Source organism: Streptomyces sp. NBC_01235, from assembly GCF_035989285.1.
GTDB lineage: Bacteria > Actinomycetota > Actinomycetes > Streptomycetales > Streptomycetaceae > Streptomyces.
This window is the reverse complement of record NZ_CP108513.1, coordinates 10279445-10296125: the sequence shown is the minus strand read 5'-3', so window position 1 is coordinate 10296125 and position 16681 is coordinate 10279445. Positions and strand designations below refer to the sequence as shown.

Annotated in this window: 12 protein-coding genes and 1 pseudogene; 6 read left to right on the top strand and 7 right to left on the bottom strand. The window is 72.7% G+C overall.

Translation table 11 applies throughout. The annotated features are described in order from the left end of the window. Nucleotides 1–19: 19 nt before the first annotated feature. A pseudogene (locus OG289_RS46205) lies at nt 20–256 on the top strand (DUF3471 domain-containing protein); the annotation flags it as partial. A 72-nt stretch (nt 257–328) separates the two neighbouring features. Here OG289_RS46205 and OG289_RS46200 read toward each other — a convergent pair. Beyond that, on the bottom strand, nt 329–1957 hold the full coding sequence (locus tag OG289_RS46200) for a serine/threonine-protein kinase (protein ID WP_327320007.1): 1629 nt from the start codon (nt 1955–1957) through the stop codon (nt 329–331). Between the two features lie 913 nt (nt 1958–2870). Beyond that, entirely contained in the window at nt 2871–3359 is a 489-nt protein-coding gene (locus tag OG289_RS46195) for a roadblock/LC7 domain-containing protein (protein WP_327320006.1), read from the bottom strand. 617 nt (nt 3360–3976) lie between these two features. Between OG289_RS46195 and icmF the strand changes: the two genes are divergently transcribed. Further along, nucleotides 3977–7207 (top strand): fused isobutyryl-CoA mutase/GTPase IcmF, encoded by a 3231-nt coding sequence (gene icmF, locus OG289_RS46190; RefSeq protein ID WP_327320005.1) that lies wholly within the window; start codon nt 3977–3979, stop codon nt 7205–7207. A gap of 20 nt (nt 7208–7227) precedes the next feature. Further along, on the top strand, nt 7228–8088 hold the full coding sequence (locus tag OG289_RS46185) for a 3-hydroxybutyryl-CoA dehydrogenase (RefSeq protein ID WP_327320004.1): 861 nt from the start codon (nt 7228–7230) through the stop codon (nt 8086–8088). A 19-nt stretch (nt 8089–8107) separates the two neighbouring features. On the opposite strand, the gene OG289_RS46180 is transcribed toward OG289_RS46185, so the two are convergent. Both OG289_RS46180 and OG289_RS46175 read right to left on the bottom strand, forming a co-directional pair. Beyond that, complete coding sequence (locus OG289_RS46180) at nt 8108–8242, bottom strand: hypothetical protein (protein ID WP_327320003.1); 135 nt, start codon at nt 8240–8242, stop codon at nt 8108–8110. Between the two features lie 62 nt (nt 8243–8304). After that, nucleotides 8305–9390 carry an enoyl-CoA hydratase/isomerase family protein gene (locus OG289_RS46175; RefSeq protein WP_327320002.1) on the bottom strand — a complete coding sequence of 362 codons (1086 nt, stop codon included), beginning with the start codon at nt 9388–9390 and terminating at the stop codon, nt 8305–8307. Between the two features lie 22 nt (nt 9391–9412). On the opposite strand from OG289_RS46175, the gene OG289_RS46170 reads away from it, so the two are divergent. Further along, nucleotides 9413–10756, top strand: coding sequence for a CoA transferase (locus OG289_RS46170; protein WP_327320001.1), 1344 nt, complete (start codon nt 9413–9415; stop codon nt 10754–10756). Between the two features lie 466 nt (nt 10757–11222). Here the strand turns inward: OG289_RS46170 and OG289_RS46165 are convergent, their stop codons facing one another. Together OG289_RS46165 and OG289_RS46160 are read right to left on the bottom strand one after the other, a co-directional pair. Then, a complete protein-coding gene (locus OG289_RS46165; protein ID WP_327320000.1) occupies nt 11223–12563 on the bottom strand; it encodes a HupE/UreJ family protein in 1341 nt (446 codons plus the stop codon). Nucleotides 12564–12583: 20 nt separating this feature from the next. Further along, the gene (locus OG289_RS46160) at nt 12584–13846 is read right to left on the bottom strand and encodes a DUF3500 domain-containing protein (RefSeq protein WP_327319999.1); all 1263 of its coding nucleotides are present in this window, start codon (nt 13844–13846) and stop codon (nt 12584–12586) included. A 135-nt stretch (nt 13847–13981) separates the two neighbouring features. On the opposite strand from OG289_RS46160, the gene OG289_RS46155 reads away from it, so the two are divergent. After that, entirely contained in the window at nt 13982–14692 is a 711-nt protein-coding gene (locus OG289_RS46155) for a response regulator transcription factor (protein ID WP_327319998.1), read from the top strand. Beyond that, nucleotides 14689–16101 carry a sensor histidine kinase gene (locus tag OG289_RS46150; RefSeq protein WP_327319997.1) on the top strand — a complete coding sequence of 471 codons (1413 nt, stop codon included), beginning with the start codon at nt 14689–14691 and terminating at the stop codon, nt 16099–16101. The genes OG289_RS46155 and OG289_RS46150 overlap by 4 nt, the downstream gene beginning before the upstream one ends. A gap of 53 nt (nt 16102–16154) precedes the next feature. Here OG289_RS46150 and OG289_RS46145 read toward each other — a convergent pair whose 3' ends face one another. Then, nucleotides 16155–16496 (bottom strand): hypothetical protein, encoded by a 342-nt coding sequence (locus tag OG289_RS46145; RefSeq protein ID WP_327319996.1) that lies wholly within the window; start codon nt 16494–16496, stop codon nt 16155–16157. Nucleotides 16497–16681 lie beyond the last annotated feature (185 nt).

Below are 16681 nucleotides of genomic sequence, written 5' to 3'. Positions count from 1 at the left end.
CCGAGCCCCCGCCGACGCCGCAGCGGCCCGCCCCGACGCCGCCTTCACCGGGACATACGCCAACGGCTGCCACGGTCCGCTGACCGTCACCGCGTCCGGCGACGAGCTGACCATGCGGCTGGGCCCGAAGCCTACGACGTTCCGGCTGGCCCACTTCGACGAAGACACCTTCAGCTTCCAGATCGTCGGCGAGAACGCCGTCGGGCTGTCCGGCGTCACCTTCCAGGGCGATCGGGACGGCAAGGCGACGCGGGTGACGGTGGAGGCGTTCGACGAGAACGGGCTCGGCGTCTTCACCCGCCGTCGACCGGCAGCCGGACAGCCTTCGTCAGCCGTCGTCGCGCGGGTGGGTCTCGATCACCCGGGCGTGCACGTCGGCCCGGAGGTAGGCGCTGCCGTAGTCGTCGGAGAGGTAGACGCTCATCGACGGGTCGCTGTGGAAGACGGTGGAGGCGGGATTGATCGTCAGATAGCGACTGGTGGGCTCGGGCACGCCGAGGGACTTGGCGGCCCTGGAGAGCAGCGCGGGCACGGCGTCCCAGTCGTAGGTGTTCAGGTCGACGGGGACCGCGCCGCTCATCACGGTTCCGCCCGGGCCGTCCTTCACCGCCACGTCACCACCCCGGTAGATGTACCGGTCGTAGAGCTTCGGGTGGCCGTCGACGGGCGCGTCGGCGATGGCGTACTCCCCGTACACCACGAGGCTGGTGACCTTCGTCCCGCCCATGGCCGAGGTCAGCTTCGCCACCGCCGTCTTGACGCCGTTCCCGCTGAGCAGGTCGACCGTCGCCGCGGCGGGGGCGCCGGACGAGCCGCCGGAGGACGCCTGCCGGGCGCTCTGCGACACGGACGGGCCCGGCGTGGGCGCACTGCTGGTGTTGTCGTTCTTCGTGTCCGGAAGCAGCGCCCACACCAGGACACCGGTCAGCGCCGTGGCCACGACGGCTCCCGTGACGGCCGTGGCGCGGGCGCGCCGGCCGCGGACCGGGGTGCCGGCCTGCGACGGGGTGAGCGTGACGGCGGCGGCGGGCGGAGCAAGGGGATAGGAGGTCGGCAGGGCCTGCTGGGCCGAACCGGACGCGAACGCGGCGCCCTGCGTCGTGGACGGGCCGGGTGCGTTCCCGGTCACGGCCGCGAGCATCCGGTCGACCTCCGCCGCGTCGGGGCGGGCCTGCGGATCCCGGACGAGCAGCGCCGTGAGGACGCCGGTCAGCGCTCCGGCCCGGCGCGGTGCGGGCACGTCCTCACCGAGCACGGCGGCCAGTGTGGCGAGCGTGCTCGCCCTGCGCAGCGGATGGTGACCCTCCACGGCGACGTACAGCAGCATCGCCAGTGACCAGAGGTCGGCGGCGGGACCGCCCTCCTTGCCGCTGACCCGTTCCGGCGCCATGAAGTCGGGCGAGCCGATGACGGCGCCGGTGGCGGTGAGGCCGGCGGACTCCCGGACGGCGGCGATGCCGAAGTCGGTGAGCACGGGCCGCCCGTCGGGGCGCAGCAGGACGTTGGCGGGTTTCACGTCGCGGTGCTCGATCCCGACGGCGTGCGCGGCACGCAGCGCGGACAGCACCTCACGGCCCAGACGCGCGGCCTCGACGGGGGTCATCACACCCCGCTGGAGCCGGTCCTGGAGAGAGCCCCCCTCGACCAGCTCCATCACGATCCACGGATAGGTGTTCTCGCCGCCGTCGACGATGTGGTGGATCGTGACGACGTTGGGGTGGTGGACCCGGGCCAGCGCGCGGGCCTCCCGCAGGACGCGCTCGCGCAGCGTGCGGGCGCCCTCGGGGTCGTACTCGGCCAGGTCCGGGTCCGGGGGCCGGACCTCCTTCACGGCCACGTCCCGGCGCAACGCCAGGTCGTGGGCCCGCCACACCAGGCCCATGCCTCCGCCGCCGAGTCGCTCGACGAGTTCGAAGCGGCCGTCGACAACACGTCTGTGGGGTCCCCCTGTGCTCATGGAGGGAGCTTAGGGGTACTCACCGACAGGCAGTGTGTCCGCCGGAGGGGGCACACCGCGAATGGTCCGCCGGGCCACGGGCATGCTGTGAACGAGGTCACTTCCGGCGGTCCGTGCCGGAACCATCATCCCCGGACCGCTCCCCGCTCCCCAGCTCGCCCGTCGCCCTCCCCTTGTTCCTCCCCCACGAAGGACATGTGCTTTGGCTCTTATGCACCCTGACGCCCCTTCGGCCCGTCGTCCGGGCCGCTCCTGGACGATCCGCGTGGTCGGACACCGGGACCGCACCGCGTCGGTCACCTGCTCCTCGGCCTGCGCGATGCCGCCGCGCTCCCGGGACGTGGCGGCCCTGCGCCGCTTCGCCGAGGCCCACGCGGCCGCGCACGCCAGAGCCGCCGCGGTGCATCACGACGCGGCCTGCTGGTGCCGCCGCCAGCGGTGCGCCGCGCACGAGGGCACCCGGATCGCCTGCGCGGGCGCGGTCGTCCTCGTCCTGCGGCACGACCCGTCGGTCGGCCAGGTCTGGACACTCAGCGAAGTCTGCTCCGCCTGCGCCCCGTTGATGCCCCACACCCGCGTCCTGAGCCGGGCGGTTCCACCACCGCCGCGCGTTCCGGATGCGGAGACGGACACCCGTACGAGTCCGGGGTCAGGGCCGAGCCCGACCACAGGTACAGGTCCAGGTACAGGTACAGGTACAGGTGCAGGTCGGGAGGCTCACGGCCGTCCGGCGCCGACCGTGGGGCCGCCGCGTCTCGTCCCCGGCGGGTTCAGCGCGCCCTCGTCGGGCGCCGGTGCGGGCCCGGAGCGCGGTGGCGGGCGGCGGCGCGGCGTCGGCGGCCGACGCGGCCGTGCGGAAGCGGAGGGCGGCGGGGTCTGACCGGGCCGGGTACGGCTCGGCCGCCGGGCTCCGTCAGGGCTGGTACCGGGACTGCGGCGGGATACGGATGGGCAGGGCGCCGAGGGTCCGGCCGCGCGCGGCCGACGGCGGGGTCGGCAGGCCACGGGTGACGACGGGCCGGTCCTCGGTGAACCGCGTCGCCACGAGCTCGGCGATGCGTGCGCCGCTGCGCCGCCCCTCCAGGTGCAGACGGCCGACGTTGGCGCGGTCGTCGGCGAGCAGCGTCAGGACGGCGGACGGCCCGGCCGCGTACGTCGCGAGGTATCCCCCGGCGCCGCGCACCAGTAGTTCGCGGAACTCGCCGCGGGCCGCGAGATCGGCCATGCGGCACCCCACGGCGAGCGCCGCCGCGGTGAGCGCGGCCAACCCTTCCGGCTCCACATCCGCCATGTCCTGGGCGAGGACGAGGCCGTCCACGCCGGCCGCCAACGCTCCCGTCAGCTGCGGCATACGGCTGCGCAGCCGGTGCAGTTCGTTCAGAACCTCGGCCTCGACGGCCATGACCGGTTTCCCTTCGGCGCGTTGTCGACTGATGCGGATCAAGTACGGTGCGGCGCACGGTGGTTCTTGTGCCCTTGAGGCTACGGAAAACAGCAGACGCAGACGATGGCTTTGGCAGGGTCGGGTTCCCCGGGCCGGGTCGGACGCCCCCCTCGACTCCCGTCGCCGGGCGCACCGACGGGTCGGTCGGGGCGCGCCCGCACTCGGTGGAGGGTCACCCGCGGCGGCCGGCGCACGCCAGACCGCGTCGATCGCGTGGATCGCGTTGATCGCATGGATCGCGTGGATCGCGTGGATCGCGTGGATCGCGTGGATCAGGCCGGAGGCCGTGCTCTGCCGGCTGCCACGGACCTTGGGGACGTTCTCTGCCAGGGCGCGCCCGCGCTGGACGCACAGCCAGGTGCCCGGTCACGGGGCGGACCGCGCAGCCGGCCCAGTCCCGCAGGTCGGCGGAGTCTCCGCACGTATGTGAAACAGCGGAGCGTGCTCAGCCGACGCCGGCCGACCACTCATCGCGCTCTGTGCTTCTGGTCACATCGATATCACCTTCTGTCATTTACTAGGACGTCCTACTATCCACTCAGTCAGAGTTCCCGCGATCTGCCTGGGAAGGCTCCATGAGCGATCTGCACCGCCCCGTGCACCCCGTCCGTCTGGTCACGGCCTCGGCCCTGTTCGACGGGCACGACGCCTCGATCAACATCATGCGGCGCATCTTCCAGTCCCAGGGCGCCGAGGTGATCCACCTCGGGCACAACCGGTCGGTGCGGGAGGTCGTGGACGCGGCGCTGGAGGAGGACGCCCACGGTGTGGCCGTCTCCTCCTACCAGGGCGGGCACGTGGAGTACTTCGAGTACCTGGTCGAGTCGCTGCGCGCGCAGGGAGCGGACCATGTCCGTGTGGTGGGCGGGGGCGGAGGCGTCATCGTGCCCGAGGAGATCGCCCGGCTGCGGGGCAGCGGGGTGACCATCTTCTCCCCGGAGGACGGGCAGCGGATGGGCCTGGCCGGGATGGTCAACTCAGTGGTGAGGGACTGCGACTTCGACCTCTGGGACGGCAGGCCGGCCGACGCCGCCGCTGTGCTGGCGGGTGACCGGTTCGCGATCGCCCGTGCCGTCACGGGTGCGGAACTCGGCAAGCTGCCCGGGGAGTTCCTGGAGCAGGTGCGTGCCGCGGCGGTGTCGCGGGCGGTGCCGGTGCTCGGCATCACCGGCACGGGTGGCTCGGGAAAGTCGTCGCTGACCGACGAGTTGGTGCGCCGGTTGCGTGTCGACCAGCAGGACAAGCTGCGGATCGCGGTGATCGCGGTCGACCCGACCCGTCGCCGGGGCGGCGGCGCGCTGCTGGGCGACCGGATCCGGATGAACTCCCTCGACGGCAACCGGGTGTTCTTCCGCAGCCTGGCCACCCGGGGCAGCCGCGAGCTTCCCGAGCACCTGGCGGACGTGATCGACGTGGTCAAGGCCGCCGGGTTCGACCTGGTGATCGTGGAGACGCCGGGCATCGGCCAGGGCGACGCGGCGATCGTGCCGTTCGTCGACACCTCGCTGTATGTGATGACGCCGGAGTTCGGCGCCGCCTCGCAGCTGGAGAAGATCGACATGCTCGACTTCGCCGACGTCGTGGCGATCAACAAGTTCGAGCGGCGCGGCGCCAAGGACGCGTTGCGCGACGTGGGCCGCCAACTGGTGCGCAACCGCGAGGCGTTCGGGATGCGCCCGGAGGACATGCCGGTGTACGGCACCTCGGCGGCCACCTTCAACGACGACGGTGTCACGGCTCTCTACCAGCACCTCAGGACCGGCCTGGCCGGGAAGGACCTGCCGCTGTCGGAGGGCACGCTGGCGCCGGTCGACGTGCGCCACTCCTCCGGCATCCGTCAGGTGGTCCCCGCGGACCGGGTGCGCTACCTCGCGGAGATCACCGACAGCGTCCGCGCCTATCACGCCGAGACCGGCCGGCTGACCGAGGCGGCACGGCGGGTGCAACGCCTGGAGACGGTCAGCGGCGAACTCGTCGCGGCCGGTTCCGACGCCGCGAACGTGCGGGCACTCCTCGAAGACGCCCGCGAGAACCTCCCGCACCAGGTCACGCAGCAGATCCGGAACTGGCCCGCTGTCGTGGCCTCCTATTCCGGTGACGAGCAGGTGGTGAAGGTCCGGGAGAAGGAGCTCCGCACCAGGCTGACCCGAGAGTCCCTCTCCGGAAACAAGATCCCCCGCGTCGCGCTGCCCCGCTTCACCGACCACGGGGAACTGGTGCGGTTCTGGCGGCGGGAGAACCTGCCCGGCTATTTCCCCTTCACCGCCGGGGTGTTCCCCTTCAAGCGCGACGGCGAGGACCCGGCCCGGATGTTCGCCGGCGAGGGCGACCCGTTCCGCACCAACCGGCGCTTCAAGCTGCTCTCCGAGGGCCAGCCGGCCACCCGCCTGTCCACCGCTTTCGACTCCGTCACCCTCTACGGCCGTGACCCCGACGAACGCCCCGACATCTACGGCAAGGTCGGCACGTCCGGCGTCTCGGTGGCCACGCTGGACGACATGAAGGCGCTCTACGACGGCTTCGACCTGATCGCGCCGACCACCTCGGTCTCCATGACGATCAACGGACCCGCCCCGACCGTCCTGGCGTTCTTCCTCAACACCGCGATCGACCAGCAGGTGGAGAGGTTCCGTGCCGCCGAGGGCCGCGAACCGTCGCCGGAGGAGGCGGCCGAACTGCGGGCCCACGCGCTGGCGAGCGTGCGGGGCACGGTGCAGGCCGACATCCTCAAGGAGGACCAGGGTCAGAACACCTGCCTGTTCTCCACCGAGTTCAGCCTGCGGATGATGGCCGACATCCAGGAGTGGTTCATCGCCCACAAGGTCCGCAACTTCTACTCGGTGTCCATCTCCGGCTACCACATCGCCGAAGCCGGCGCGAACCCGATCAGCCAGCTCGCCTTCACCTTGGCCAACGGCTTCACCTACGTCGAGGCCTACCTGGCGCGGGGCATGCGCATCGACGACTTCGCCCCGAACCTGTCGTTCTTCTTCTCCAACGGCATGGACCCCGAGTACTCCGTCCTCGGCCGGGTGGCCCGCCGTATCTGGGCGGTCGCCATGAAGGAGAAGTACGGCGCGAACGAGCGCAGCCAGAAGCTGAAATACCACGTCCAGACCTCCGGACGCTCCCTGCACGCCCAGGAGATGGACTTCAACGACATCCGCACCACGCTCCAGGCACTGATCGCGATCTACGACAACTGCAACAGCCTGCACACCAACGCCTACGACGAGGCCGTCACGACCCCCACCGAGGACTCCGTTCGCCGGGCCCTGGCCATCCAGCTGATCATCAACCGGGAGTGGGGCCTGGCGATGAACGAGAACCCGCTCCAGGGCTCGTTCGTCATCGACGAACTCACCGACCTGGTCGAGGAGGCCGTACTCCAGGAGTTCGAGCGGATCAGCGAACGCGGCGGCGTGCTCGGCGCCATGGAGACCGGCTACCAGCGCGGCCGCATCCAGGACGAGTCGATGCTCTACGAGCAGCGCAAACACGACGGCACGCTCCCCCTCATCGGCGTCAACACCTTCCGCAACCCCCACGCCGACACGGCCGAGCCCGGCGCCGTCGAACTCGCCCGCGCCACCGAGGAAGAGAAGGTCTCCCAGCTGGGACGCGTGCGGGACTTCCAGCAAGGTCACCGTGACGCGGCACACGCGGCCCTGACCGCCCTCAAGGACGCGGCGACCGGCGACCGCAACGTCTTCGCCGTCCTCATGGAGGCTGCCCGGGTCTGCTCGCTCGAGCAGATCACCGACGCCTTCTTCGAGGTCGGCGGCCAGTACCGCCGCAACGTCTGACCCAACGGAGAGGACCCCCCATGGATCCCGTCACCCGCCTCGGCGTCGTCGGCTGCGGCCTCATGGGCTCCGGCATCGCCGAAGTCGCCGCCCGCGGCGGCATCGACGTCCGCGTCGCCGAAGCCACGTTCGACGCCGTCGAGGCAGGCCGCCGCCGCATCACCGCCTCCCTCGACCGGGGCGTGCGGCGCGGCAGACTCGGCGAGGAGCAGCGCGATCAGATCCTCGCGCGGCTGTCCTTCACCCACGACCTCGCCGATCTGGCCGACCGCCAGTTCGTCGTCGAGGCCGTCGCCGAGAAGCGCGACATCAAGACCGATGTGCTGCGCGCCCTGGACAAGGCGGTCGAGGATCCCGCGGCGATCCTGGCCACCAACACCTCCTCGATCCCCATCGTCGACCTCGCCGTCGCCACCGAGCGGCCGGGACAGGTCATCGGCATGCACTTCTTCAACCCCGTGCCCGTGCAGCGACTGGTCGAGGTCATCCCCGCCCTCACCACCAGCCAGGAGACCGTGCGGCGCACCCGCGACTTCGCAGGACAGCTGGGCAAGGAGGCCATCCAGGCGGCCGACCGTTCGGGCTTCGTCGTCAACGCCCTGCTCGTCCCCTACCTGCTCAGTGCCGTGCGCATGGTGGAATCCGGCTCCGCACGGCCCGACGACATCGACCGGGGTATGGAACTCGGCTGCGCCCACCCCATGGGCCCGCTGCGCCTGCTCGACCTCATCGGCCTCGACACCGCCCAGGCCGTCGCCGAGTCGATGTACGAGGAGTTCAAGGAACCGCTCTACGCGCCACCCGCACTCCTGCGCCGCATGGTCGCCGCGGGCCACCTCGGGCGCAAGAACGGCCGAGGCTTCTACGCCTACGACGCCTGAGCTCCGGCCGGGTGGGAACTCACCCCACCCTGCGGAAGAGCGCGGCCAGGGCCTGCCCGCCGCCGATGCGCATCGTGACGATGCCGAGTTCGAGGTCCGGGCGGACCAGGTCCTTGGCCACCCGCAGTGACAGGATCGCGCCGGTCGCGTCCACCGGGCAACTACGACGCGGGGCTGGTCCGGCCCCGACCCTGAGCGGCCGGACCCCCGCACGGCTCACTCCTCGATCCGGTCCACCAACCCCCAGGCCAGGGCGCGTTCGACCGCGACGGTCCGGCCGTCGAGGACCAGGAACAGGGTGCGCCGGCGGCCGATCCGGCGCGGCAGACTGACCGTGCCCCCGGCGCCGGGGATCAGGCCCATGCCCAGCTCGGGCAGGCGGACCCGGGTGTCCGGGGCGGCCACGACGCGGGAGGCGAAGGCCGGAAGCTCGATGCCCGCGCCGACGCAGTGACCGTGCAGCCTCGCCGTGAGCCGTCCGCCGACGGCGTGCAGCCGGGCCGCCGCACCCGCCCGGGTGCGGATGAGGTGCGCGGCGGCGAGGTCGGTGGCGGCGCCGAACTCGTCCAGGTCACCGCCGGAGCTGAAGCAGGGCCCGTTGCCGTCCAGGACCACCTCGCGCACGCTGTCGTCCCAGCGGGCGATGTCGAGAGCGCCGGCCAGGGCGTCGCGCAGTTCCGCGCCGTGGGCGTTGCGCCGCTCGGGGCGGTTGAGCGTGATCCGCAGGACGGCGCCCTCGCGGCGCACCAGAACGGGGTCGCCGCTCGTACGGGGAGGCGCGGGGCGCGGACCGCGGGCCGCGAGCCACCCGGCGAAGCCCGACCCGCCGAGCAGCGTCGAGTACGCCAGCGACTCCGCGTCGAGCGCCTGCGGCACCGTCAACCGTGCCTGAAGAAGGAGGAGTTGGTGCAGCACCAGAGCAGCCTGCGGCTGCTCCTCCGCCCGGCCGCGCAGGAATTCGGCCTCTGTTTCCGGGTCTTCGACGGCGACCGTGGCCGGGGACCCGGCGGCGTCCACCGAGCCGTGGCGTGCGCGGGGAGCGGGTACGAGCGTCAGGTCCAGGGAGTCCAGGAGGGCGCCGGGACAGTCGGGAACCGTGCGGACGGTACGCCCGACCAGCAGCCGGTCGCCTTCACGGGCTCGGCGGACGGCACGCCGGAGGTCGGCGGCCGTGGGTGCGGGCGTCAGGTCCAGGTCGACGACCAGCAGTGGCCGGTACGGTCCGGCCTCGCCGTCGAGGAGGTCGGCGTCCGCCGCGCCGGCGGCGAGTTCGGCGACGGAGATCGGTGTGGTCGGGGACACGACTCCGGTCTACCATCCCGGCATGTCCGACCAGGCGCCCGGCAGCCCGCCGCGGGCCACCCGGCATCGGGGGCCCGTCGGCGCGACGGCGCCCCGCGCGGACCGGCCTCCCGTCGGCGCCACGCGCTCCCCCCGCCCCTGGTCCGCGACCGCTCCGTCCCGGATCGCCGAGGACTGGGCCCGCAGCGGCGTCCCTCTCCTGACCGGCCACCCCGACGGACCGCCGCTGCTTCCCCCCGGCGGAGCGGCCGCCTTCGCCTCCTGGCTGGCCGACCATGTCGCCTCGGCCGGCGGGGCGCGGCTCGACGGGGCCCGGCTGCTCGCCGAGCGGGCCGCGTTCAGCGGGCGGGGACGGCGGGGGCGGCTCTCGGTCGGCGGCAGTTGCCGTCTGCTTCCGACGAGGGACGGCTGGGCCGCCGTCTCCGACGCGCGTCCGGACGACCCCCTGCTGTGGAGCGCGCTGATCGGCCGGGATCTGGACGCCGAGGCGCTCCCCCGCCGGCTGGCCGACTGGCTGGCCGCGCACGACGGAGCGGAACTGGACGAGCGGGTGGAACTCCTCGGTCTCGCGGGCGGGACGGTCGGGCCCCGCCCCGAGCGCGCCTGTCCGCTGCCGGGACCGCCACGGGACGTGGCAGGCCTGCTGGTGGTCGACTTCAGCTCCCTGTGGGCCGGTCCGCTGTGCGCGCATCTGCTGGGGTCGGCGAGGGCCAGGGTGGTCAAGGTGGAGACACCGTCCCGCCCGGACGGGGCCCGGTTCGGCGACTCCTCCTTCTACGATCTGCTGCACGCGGGCCACCACTCCGTCGTCCTGGACCCCGGCGACCCGCGGGGCCGCACCGCCCTGCACGAGCTGGTCGGCCGGGCGGATGTGGTGATCGAGGCCTCCCGGCCCCGCGCTCTGGCGGGATTCGGACTGGACGCGGAGGCGGAGGCGGCCCGTGGCTGCACCTGGATCTCGATCACGGCGCACGGGCGCGCCTCGGGACGGGTCGGCTTCGGCGACGACGTGGCCGCCTCCCGCGGACTCCTCGCCACGGACGCGGACGGGGGGCCCGTGTTCGCCGGTGACGCCGTCGCCGACCCGCTCACCGGTCTGCTCGCCGCCGCGCTCGCCCTGTCCGAGCAGCCGGGGGGAGGCGGTGTGATCTGGGACGTGTCCATGGCGGACGTGGTGTCCACCTGTCTTTCCGCGTCCGCCGGTGACGCCCGCCTCGTCGGGCGGGGCGACGACTGGCTGGTGGACACCGGCCGCACCTCGTTCCCGGTGGCCGTCCCACGCCCACGGCGTCCCGTCGCCGCCGCCTCGGCGAGCGGCGCCGACACCGCGACCGTGCTGCGCGGTCTCGGGATTCGGCTGCCGTGAACGGACTGGTCGTCCGGGACACGGAGATCGACGGCCCACGCCGCCGCGTCCGCGCCCCCGAATCCGAACGTGATCGTGGCGGGAGAACCACACCGCGCTCGAGCCGACGGGGACCTTCGCCGGCGGCAACCCGTTGCTCAACTGCATCCACGAGAACCAGCGCCGCAGCCCGCTGCTCAACCACTGGGGCTTCCCCACCGACACCTCCTGGCGGGACCCGGCAGGGCTGGACCGCCGACACGGAGCTGTTCACGGACGGCGCGATCCTCGGCTTCGCGGGGGGCGCGGACGTCTGCGACCGTTTCCCGCCGTCGCTGCGCGACGCACGGCCGCCGGAGGCCCGATGCCGGTCCACGCGCCGTGCGGGCCACCGGCGTGGTGGCCCACCGGCACGACATCTGCCTCCAGGCACCGGACGACAGCTTCCCCCCACGGTCCCTCACGGCACCGGACCACTGCCGGCACGTCAGCCTCGTGAACTGACCGTCCTCTCCCGGCCGTCCAGCGCGTGGACCGCCGGTCGGCCGGTGTCCGCATCCTCGACAGGCGTCCGTGGTGCCAGGCGCAGCGCGACGACGGCGAATGCCGCGAGCGACGCGGCGACGGACAACGGGTGCCCGACCAGCCACGTCTGCACGCCTTCGAACGGGTCGGAGGACGTCAGCGTCGCGCGCTCCAGCATCCAGGAGGCCGAGAACAGCAGGCCGAGGGCGGCCAGGGCGAGGCGGAACGCGGGATAGAAGGCCGTGCGGGCCAGGACGAGCAGCGACGGCATGATCAGGGCGACGACGAGCAGCTGGGTCAGTTCGATGCCCAGGTTGAAGCCGAGGAGTGTGGTGACGAGGGACCCCCGGTCCAGGCCGAGGTCGCCGATGAGCGAGGCGAACGCCAGCCCGTGGACGAGCCCGAAGCCACTGGCGACGAGTACCTCCCCGCGGGCCACGAGAGGGCGTATCGCGTGGACCGCGGACACGGCGATCGAGAAGGCGATCAGCGTCTCCACCGGCCGGGACGGTACGTGGATCGCTCCGGCCGCCGCCAGGGCCAGGGTGAGCGAGTGGCCGACGGCGAACGCGGAGACCACGTGCACGACGCGGCGGATGCTGCGCCGCCTCGACGCGCGGGCGGCGCGCCACCGGCCGCCCGCCGCCACCAGCGGGGCCGGGACGAGCAGCATGAGGAGGAACAGCAGGTGATCGGCCCCCTCGCCGACGTGCTCCGTCCCCAGGCGTACCGTCGTGACGAAGCCCCGCAGCCATGACCCTTCCCCGGCGGGGACGTTCAGGCTCTTGGTGTCCCAGTCGAGGACCCCGAGGGTCTCGGCGTCGTCCGCCTCGAGGATGCCGCGGTCGAAGTCGTAGCGGACGGTGGCGATGACCCGGTGGGTGACCAGTTCCTCGACGATCACGTCGTAGCGGAGGTCGAAACCGGTGACGCGCCCGTCGGGCGGGCGGATCTCGAGCGGATAGACCAGATGCGCCGTCGCGTCGATCGTACGGACCACCGGCGTGCCGAGCGTCACCGTCCAGGGGGTGCCGTCGTCGCCGACCGCGGCGATGTGCTCGGCGGTGTAGTCGCCGAGGAACGTCCGGTCGGCGCCGACGACGCTCGCGGGGGTGAGCTCGCGGTGCACGGCGATGGCCAGCCGGTCGATCGGCAGCTGCACCTCCCCCGCGACCTCGTCGTCACGGACGTCGAGGAGCACGGCGGAGGTGCTCATCGGGTGGGCGCCGGCCGGTGACGCGAGGCCACCGACCAGCGTCATTGCCGCGAGCACGAGCACGAGCGCGGACAGGAGCCGACGCACGGCTGATGTCCCTCCCACCGTCACTCCCAGCCGTAGTCGGCGGTCTCGTCCCGGAAGATGGTGTGCTGGTGGATCCCGTCGGTGGACGCGCCCGGCTGGTTGGAGAACTCGACCCATGCCGACGGGCCGTCAAGTCGGACGTATGTCTGGTCGTTGTCCAGCGTGGTCCCGCCGCTCCACCCGATGTACGTCCGGTCGTACTCCGAGACGTACTTGGCCAGCAGCCGCGCCGCCGCCTTCTCGTCGAGGTCGTCGACCCACGCCCTGAGCATCGCGGTGACCTTGGCCTGCTGCTTCTTGGTGAGGCTGCTGACCAGGACGCCCTCCGGCTGGGCGGGGAAGGGGCCGTCGTGGCCGGGGCCGAGGTAGAGGTCGTCGAAGCTGCCGTCGATCTCGGCGGCGGTCAGTTCGTCCGCGGTGAGGGACTGGATGGCGGCGATGGTGGAGGTGCGCTTGTCCTCCAGCGGGGCGTAGTACAGGTTCTCCCAGTCGAACTCCATCGGCTCCACGGCGGTGAGGGTGGGCGAGATGCTCACGCTGGCGCCCGCGTAGGTGAGGTTGTAGGCGGCGTGGTGACCGCCGTACTGGAGCGTGAACTCCCCGGACTTGCTGGGCGTTCCGAAGAACGAGATGTAGTACCACTCCGAGCCGAAGTTGGCGCCGCCGCCTCCGCCGGGGGGACGGCCGCCACCGGTGGGCGTCGCCGTGGGGGTGCCGGACGGAGCCGTGGTGGGGGTGCCCGTCGGGGTGCCGCCGCCCGGGCCGCCGGTGTCCGGGAGCGAGGCGAGGTAGTCGTCGGCCTTGCGGATCTCGACGAGTTCCTCGTAGCCCTTCTTGCTGAGCGCGGCTTCCATGACCTTCAGGGCCGCGGCCTCCTGTGCGTCGGTGAGGTCGCCGAGTTTCAGGCCGTTGCGCTCGACGACGGGCGTCGGGAAGTTGGACCAGCCGGTCTTCTTCGCCGGGTCGTCGAAGTCGTAGAGGACGGTGTCCTTCTGCTCGTCGGACAGCGTGGCCAGGAACGCGTTGGCGGCGGCCACGACCTGCCCCGTGTTCGCGCCGCCGGCGCCGGTGCGCAGGGCGGACGCCGGTACCGCCTTCGGCTTCGGCTTCGTCAGTGCCGCCGACGACGACGCCTGGCCGATGCCGGCGCAGCCCGTGACGCCGAGACCGAGGCAGACGGCGAGGACCACGGCGGGGTGCGCGCGCAACCGCCGGCGATCCGGGTTCGACGACGGCGACGCGGGGGCGCTCTTCGCGGCCATCGGTGGGGGAACGGACGACATGGGGGGCTCCTGCGGGGGGTGTGAGTGATCGTGCTGCGGCCCTCATGCTCGGCGAGTGATCTCAGACCCGGTCAGGAGCCGGTCGGGAATTCGATGAGAACCGGCGGGCCCGGAGCGGTGTGCCATCATGCCCGGATGCCTGATCGTGTCCTCATCGCCGACGACGATCGCGCGGTCCGTGAATCCCTCGCGCGCGCACTGGAGTTGGAGGGGTACGACGTCGTCACCGCCGCCGACGGGGTCGAGACGCTGACCCGGGTCCGCCGGGAGTCCTTCGACGTGCTGGTCCTCGACGTCATGATGCCCCATGTCGACGGCATGGCCGTGTGCCGCGTGCTGCGCGCCGACGGTGACCGCACACCGGTCCTCATGCTCACCGCCCGGTCCCGCACCCCGGACCGGGCCGCCGGCCTCGACGCCGGTGCCGACGACTATCTGCCCAAGCCCTTCGCGGTACCCGAACTGACGGCGCGGCTACGGGCGTTGCTGCGCAGAGCCGCCCTGGCGCCGACGCCCGCACGGGAGACCGGGGACGCGAACAGGGGTGATGCCGTCCTGCGCATGGCCGCGCTGCGGATCGCTCCGTCGGCCCGCCGGGTGTGGTGGGGCGAGGAGGAAATACCGCTCACCAGGACCGAGTTCGACCTGCTGGAGCTCCTGGTGCGCAACGAGGGACTCGTCCTGGACCACCAGACGCTCTACCACCAGGTGTGGGGGCGCGACGCCGGAGTGGACGCCAAGAACCTCGCGGGCTACGTCGGGTATCTGCGGCGCAAGCTCGGCGCGGCCGGAGCACCCGAACTGATCCACACCGTGCGCGGCGTGGGGTACGCGGCGCGGCCATGACCCTGCGTTCGCGGTTCGCGCTCGCCTTCGCCGCCATCGGGGCCGTGGTGGCGGTCCTGGTCGGAGCGCTGAGTTATCGCGCCGCCTCCGACCGGGTCCTCGCCGAGATCGACCGGACACTGCGGTCGGCCACGGTGGCCCTGGCGCACGCCCAGGAGCAGGGACAGCAGCCACTGTCCTCCGAGGTGATCGCTCAGGCGCCGGAGCTCTTTCCCGGGCCGGACCGCCCCGGTCCCGGGGACGAGCCGGAGCGGCGACTGATCCTGCAGGCCGTCGCCGTCGACGGATCCGCCACGCGCGTCGGTGGCCCGCCCGTGACGCTGCCGGTGTCCGACGCCGGGCGGAACCTGGCCGCCTCGGGCGAGGCCGGGGACACGGACATCGCCGAGGTCGTCGTGGCGGGCCGCACCTACCGTCGGCTGACCACCGCCCTGGGCGAGAACCGGGGCGCCCTGCAGGTGGCCGTCCAGATCGACCAGACCCGCCACGTCCTGGGCGGAATGGCCAGGGAGATCATGGCGGTCAGCCTCGCGGTCACGCTGGTCGCGGCCGGCGCGGGACGACTGGTCGCGGGACGTATCACCCGGCGCCTGGTACGGCTGGCCGAGGTCGCCGAAAAGGTCAGCGCCGACGGCCGGGGCAGGTTCGGCACGTCGGATCTGCCGGGCGGACGAGACGAGGTGGGCCGACTGTCCACGTCGTTCAGCAGGATGCTGGGCCGTATCGCGGCCGCCCGCGACGCCCAGGAAAGACTGGTGCACGACGCCGCCCACGAGCTGCGGACCCCCCTCACCAGCCTGCGCACCAACGCCACCGTGCTGCGCCGCGTCGCCGAGCTCTCCCCGCAGGCCCGCGACCGGCTCCTCGAGGACGTCGAGGGCGAGACCGGCGAACTCGCCCACCTCGTGGACGAACTCGTCGAACTGGCGCTGGCCGGCGGCCATGAGGAGGTCGAGGAGTCGGTGGAACTCGCCGTGGTGGCCCGCCGTGTCGCGCGGCGCGTGTACCGACGCAGCGGTCGCCTGGTCCACGTCGACGCCGACGACAGCGTGGTCCGTGGCCGCCCGCAGGGCCTCGAACGCGCGCTGGGCAACCTGCTGGAGAACGCCGCCAAGTTCGACCCGGACGGCGACGAACCCATCCACGTGCACATCCACCGGGGGGCGGTCACGGTGTCCGACCGTGGACCGGGTATCGACGCCGACGACCTCCCCCGCGTGTTCGACCGCTTCTACCGTGCCGACACCGCTCGCGCCCTGCCCGGCTCCGGACTCGGCCTCGCCATCGTCCGCGATGTGGCCGAAGCCCACGGGGGCACCGTCAGCGCGGGCCCTCGCCCCGGCGGCGGAACCCGGATCGGCTTCACCGTGGCCGGGTCCCGTGTGCAGCCCGGGTCCGGAACCGACTGACACCCTCCTCACCGTGAAGCGGTGGCTGAGCCGGGGCGGCCAACGGCCCTGCATCAGACGGAAGGAGCTCCGGTGAGCGCGCCCACCCGGCCGGTGTCGAGCGAGCAGGAGGCGCTGACCCCGGTGCGGGCGCTCTTCTTCACGAGCGGGGCGGGGGCGTCGTCGGACCGCGGTTCGGCGGCGGTCCGGTTGGCGTGCCTGCGGATCACGGCATCGACGGGGTCGGCGTGCCTGGTCTTGACGGTCGCCTCCTGAGCCGGCCGCAGGGCCTCGGCGATCGCGCGCGGACGCCGACCACCGGAGGCGTCATCGGCCGCGGACGGTGACGCACGGGCGGCCGGGCCGGCTGGGTGTACGCGCAGCCCCTGAGCGCCCTCGACGACCGTCTCGGCCACGAACCGCCACGCGGACAGGGCTCGCCCCGACGCGGATGGTGGGCGAGCCCTGTCCGCCGGGTCCGATTCTCGGGTTCCGGCCCCCGGCGAGCCCATGGGTGCGCGGACGCCGGCGTTGGTGAACGGCGCACACCCCGAACGAGCGACACGCACCCCGTACATACCCGTACGCATCCGGACGCGTG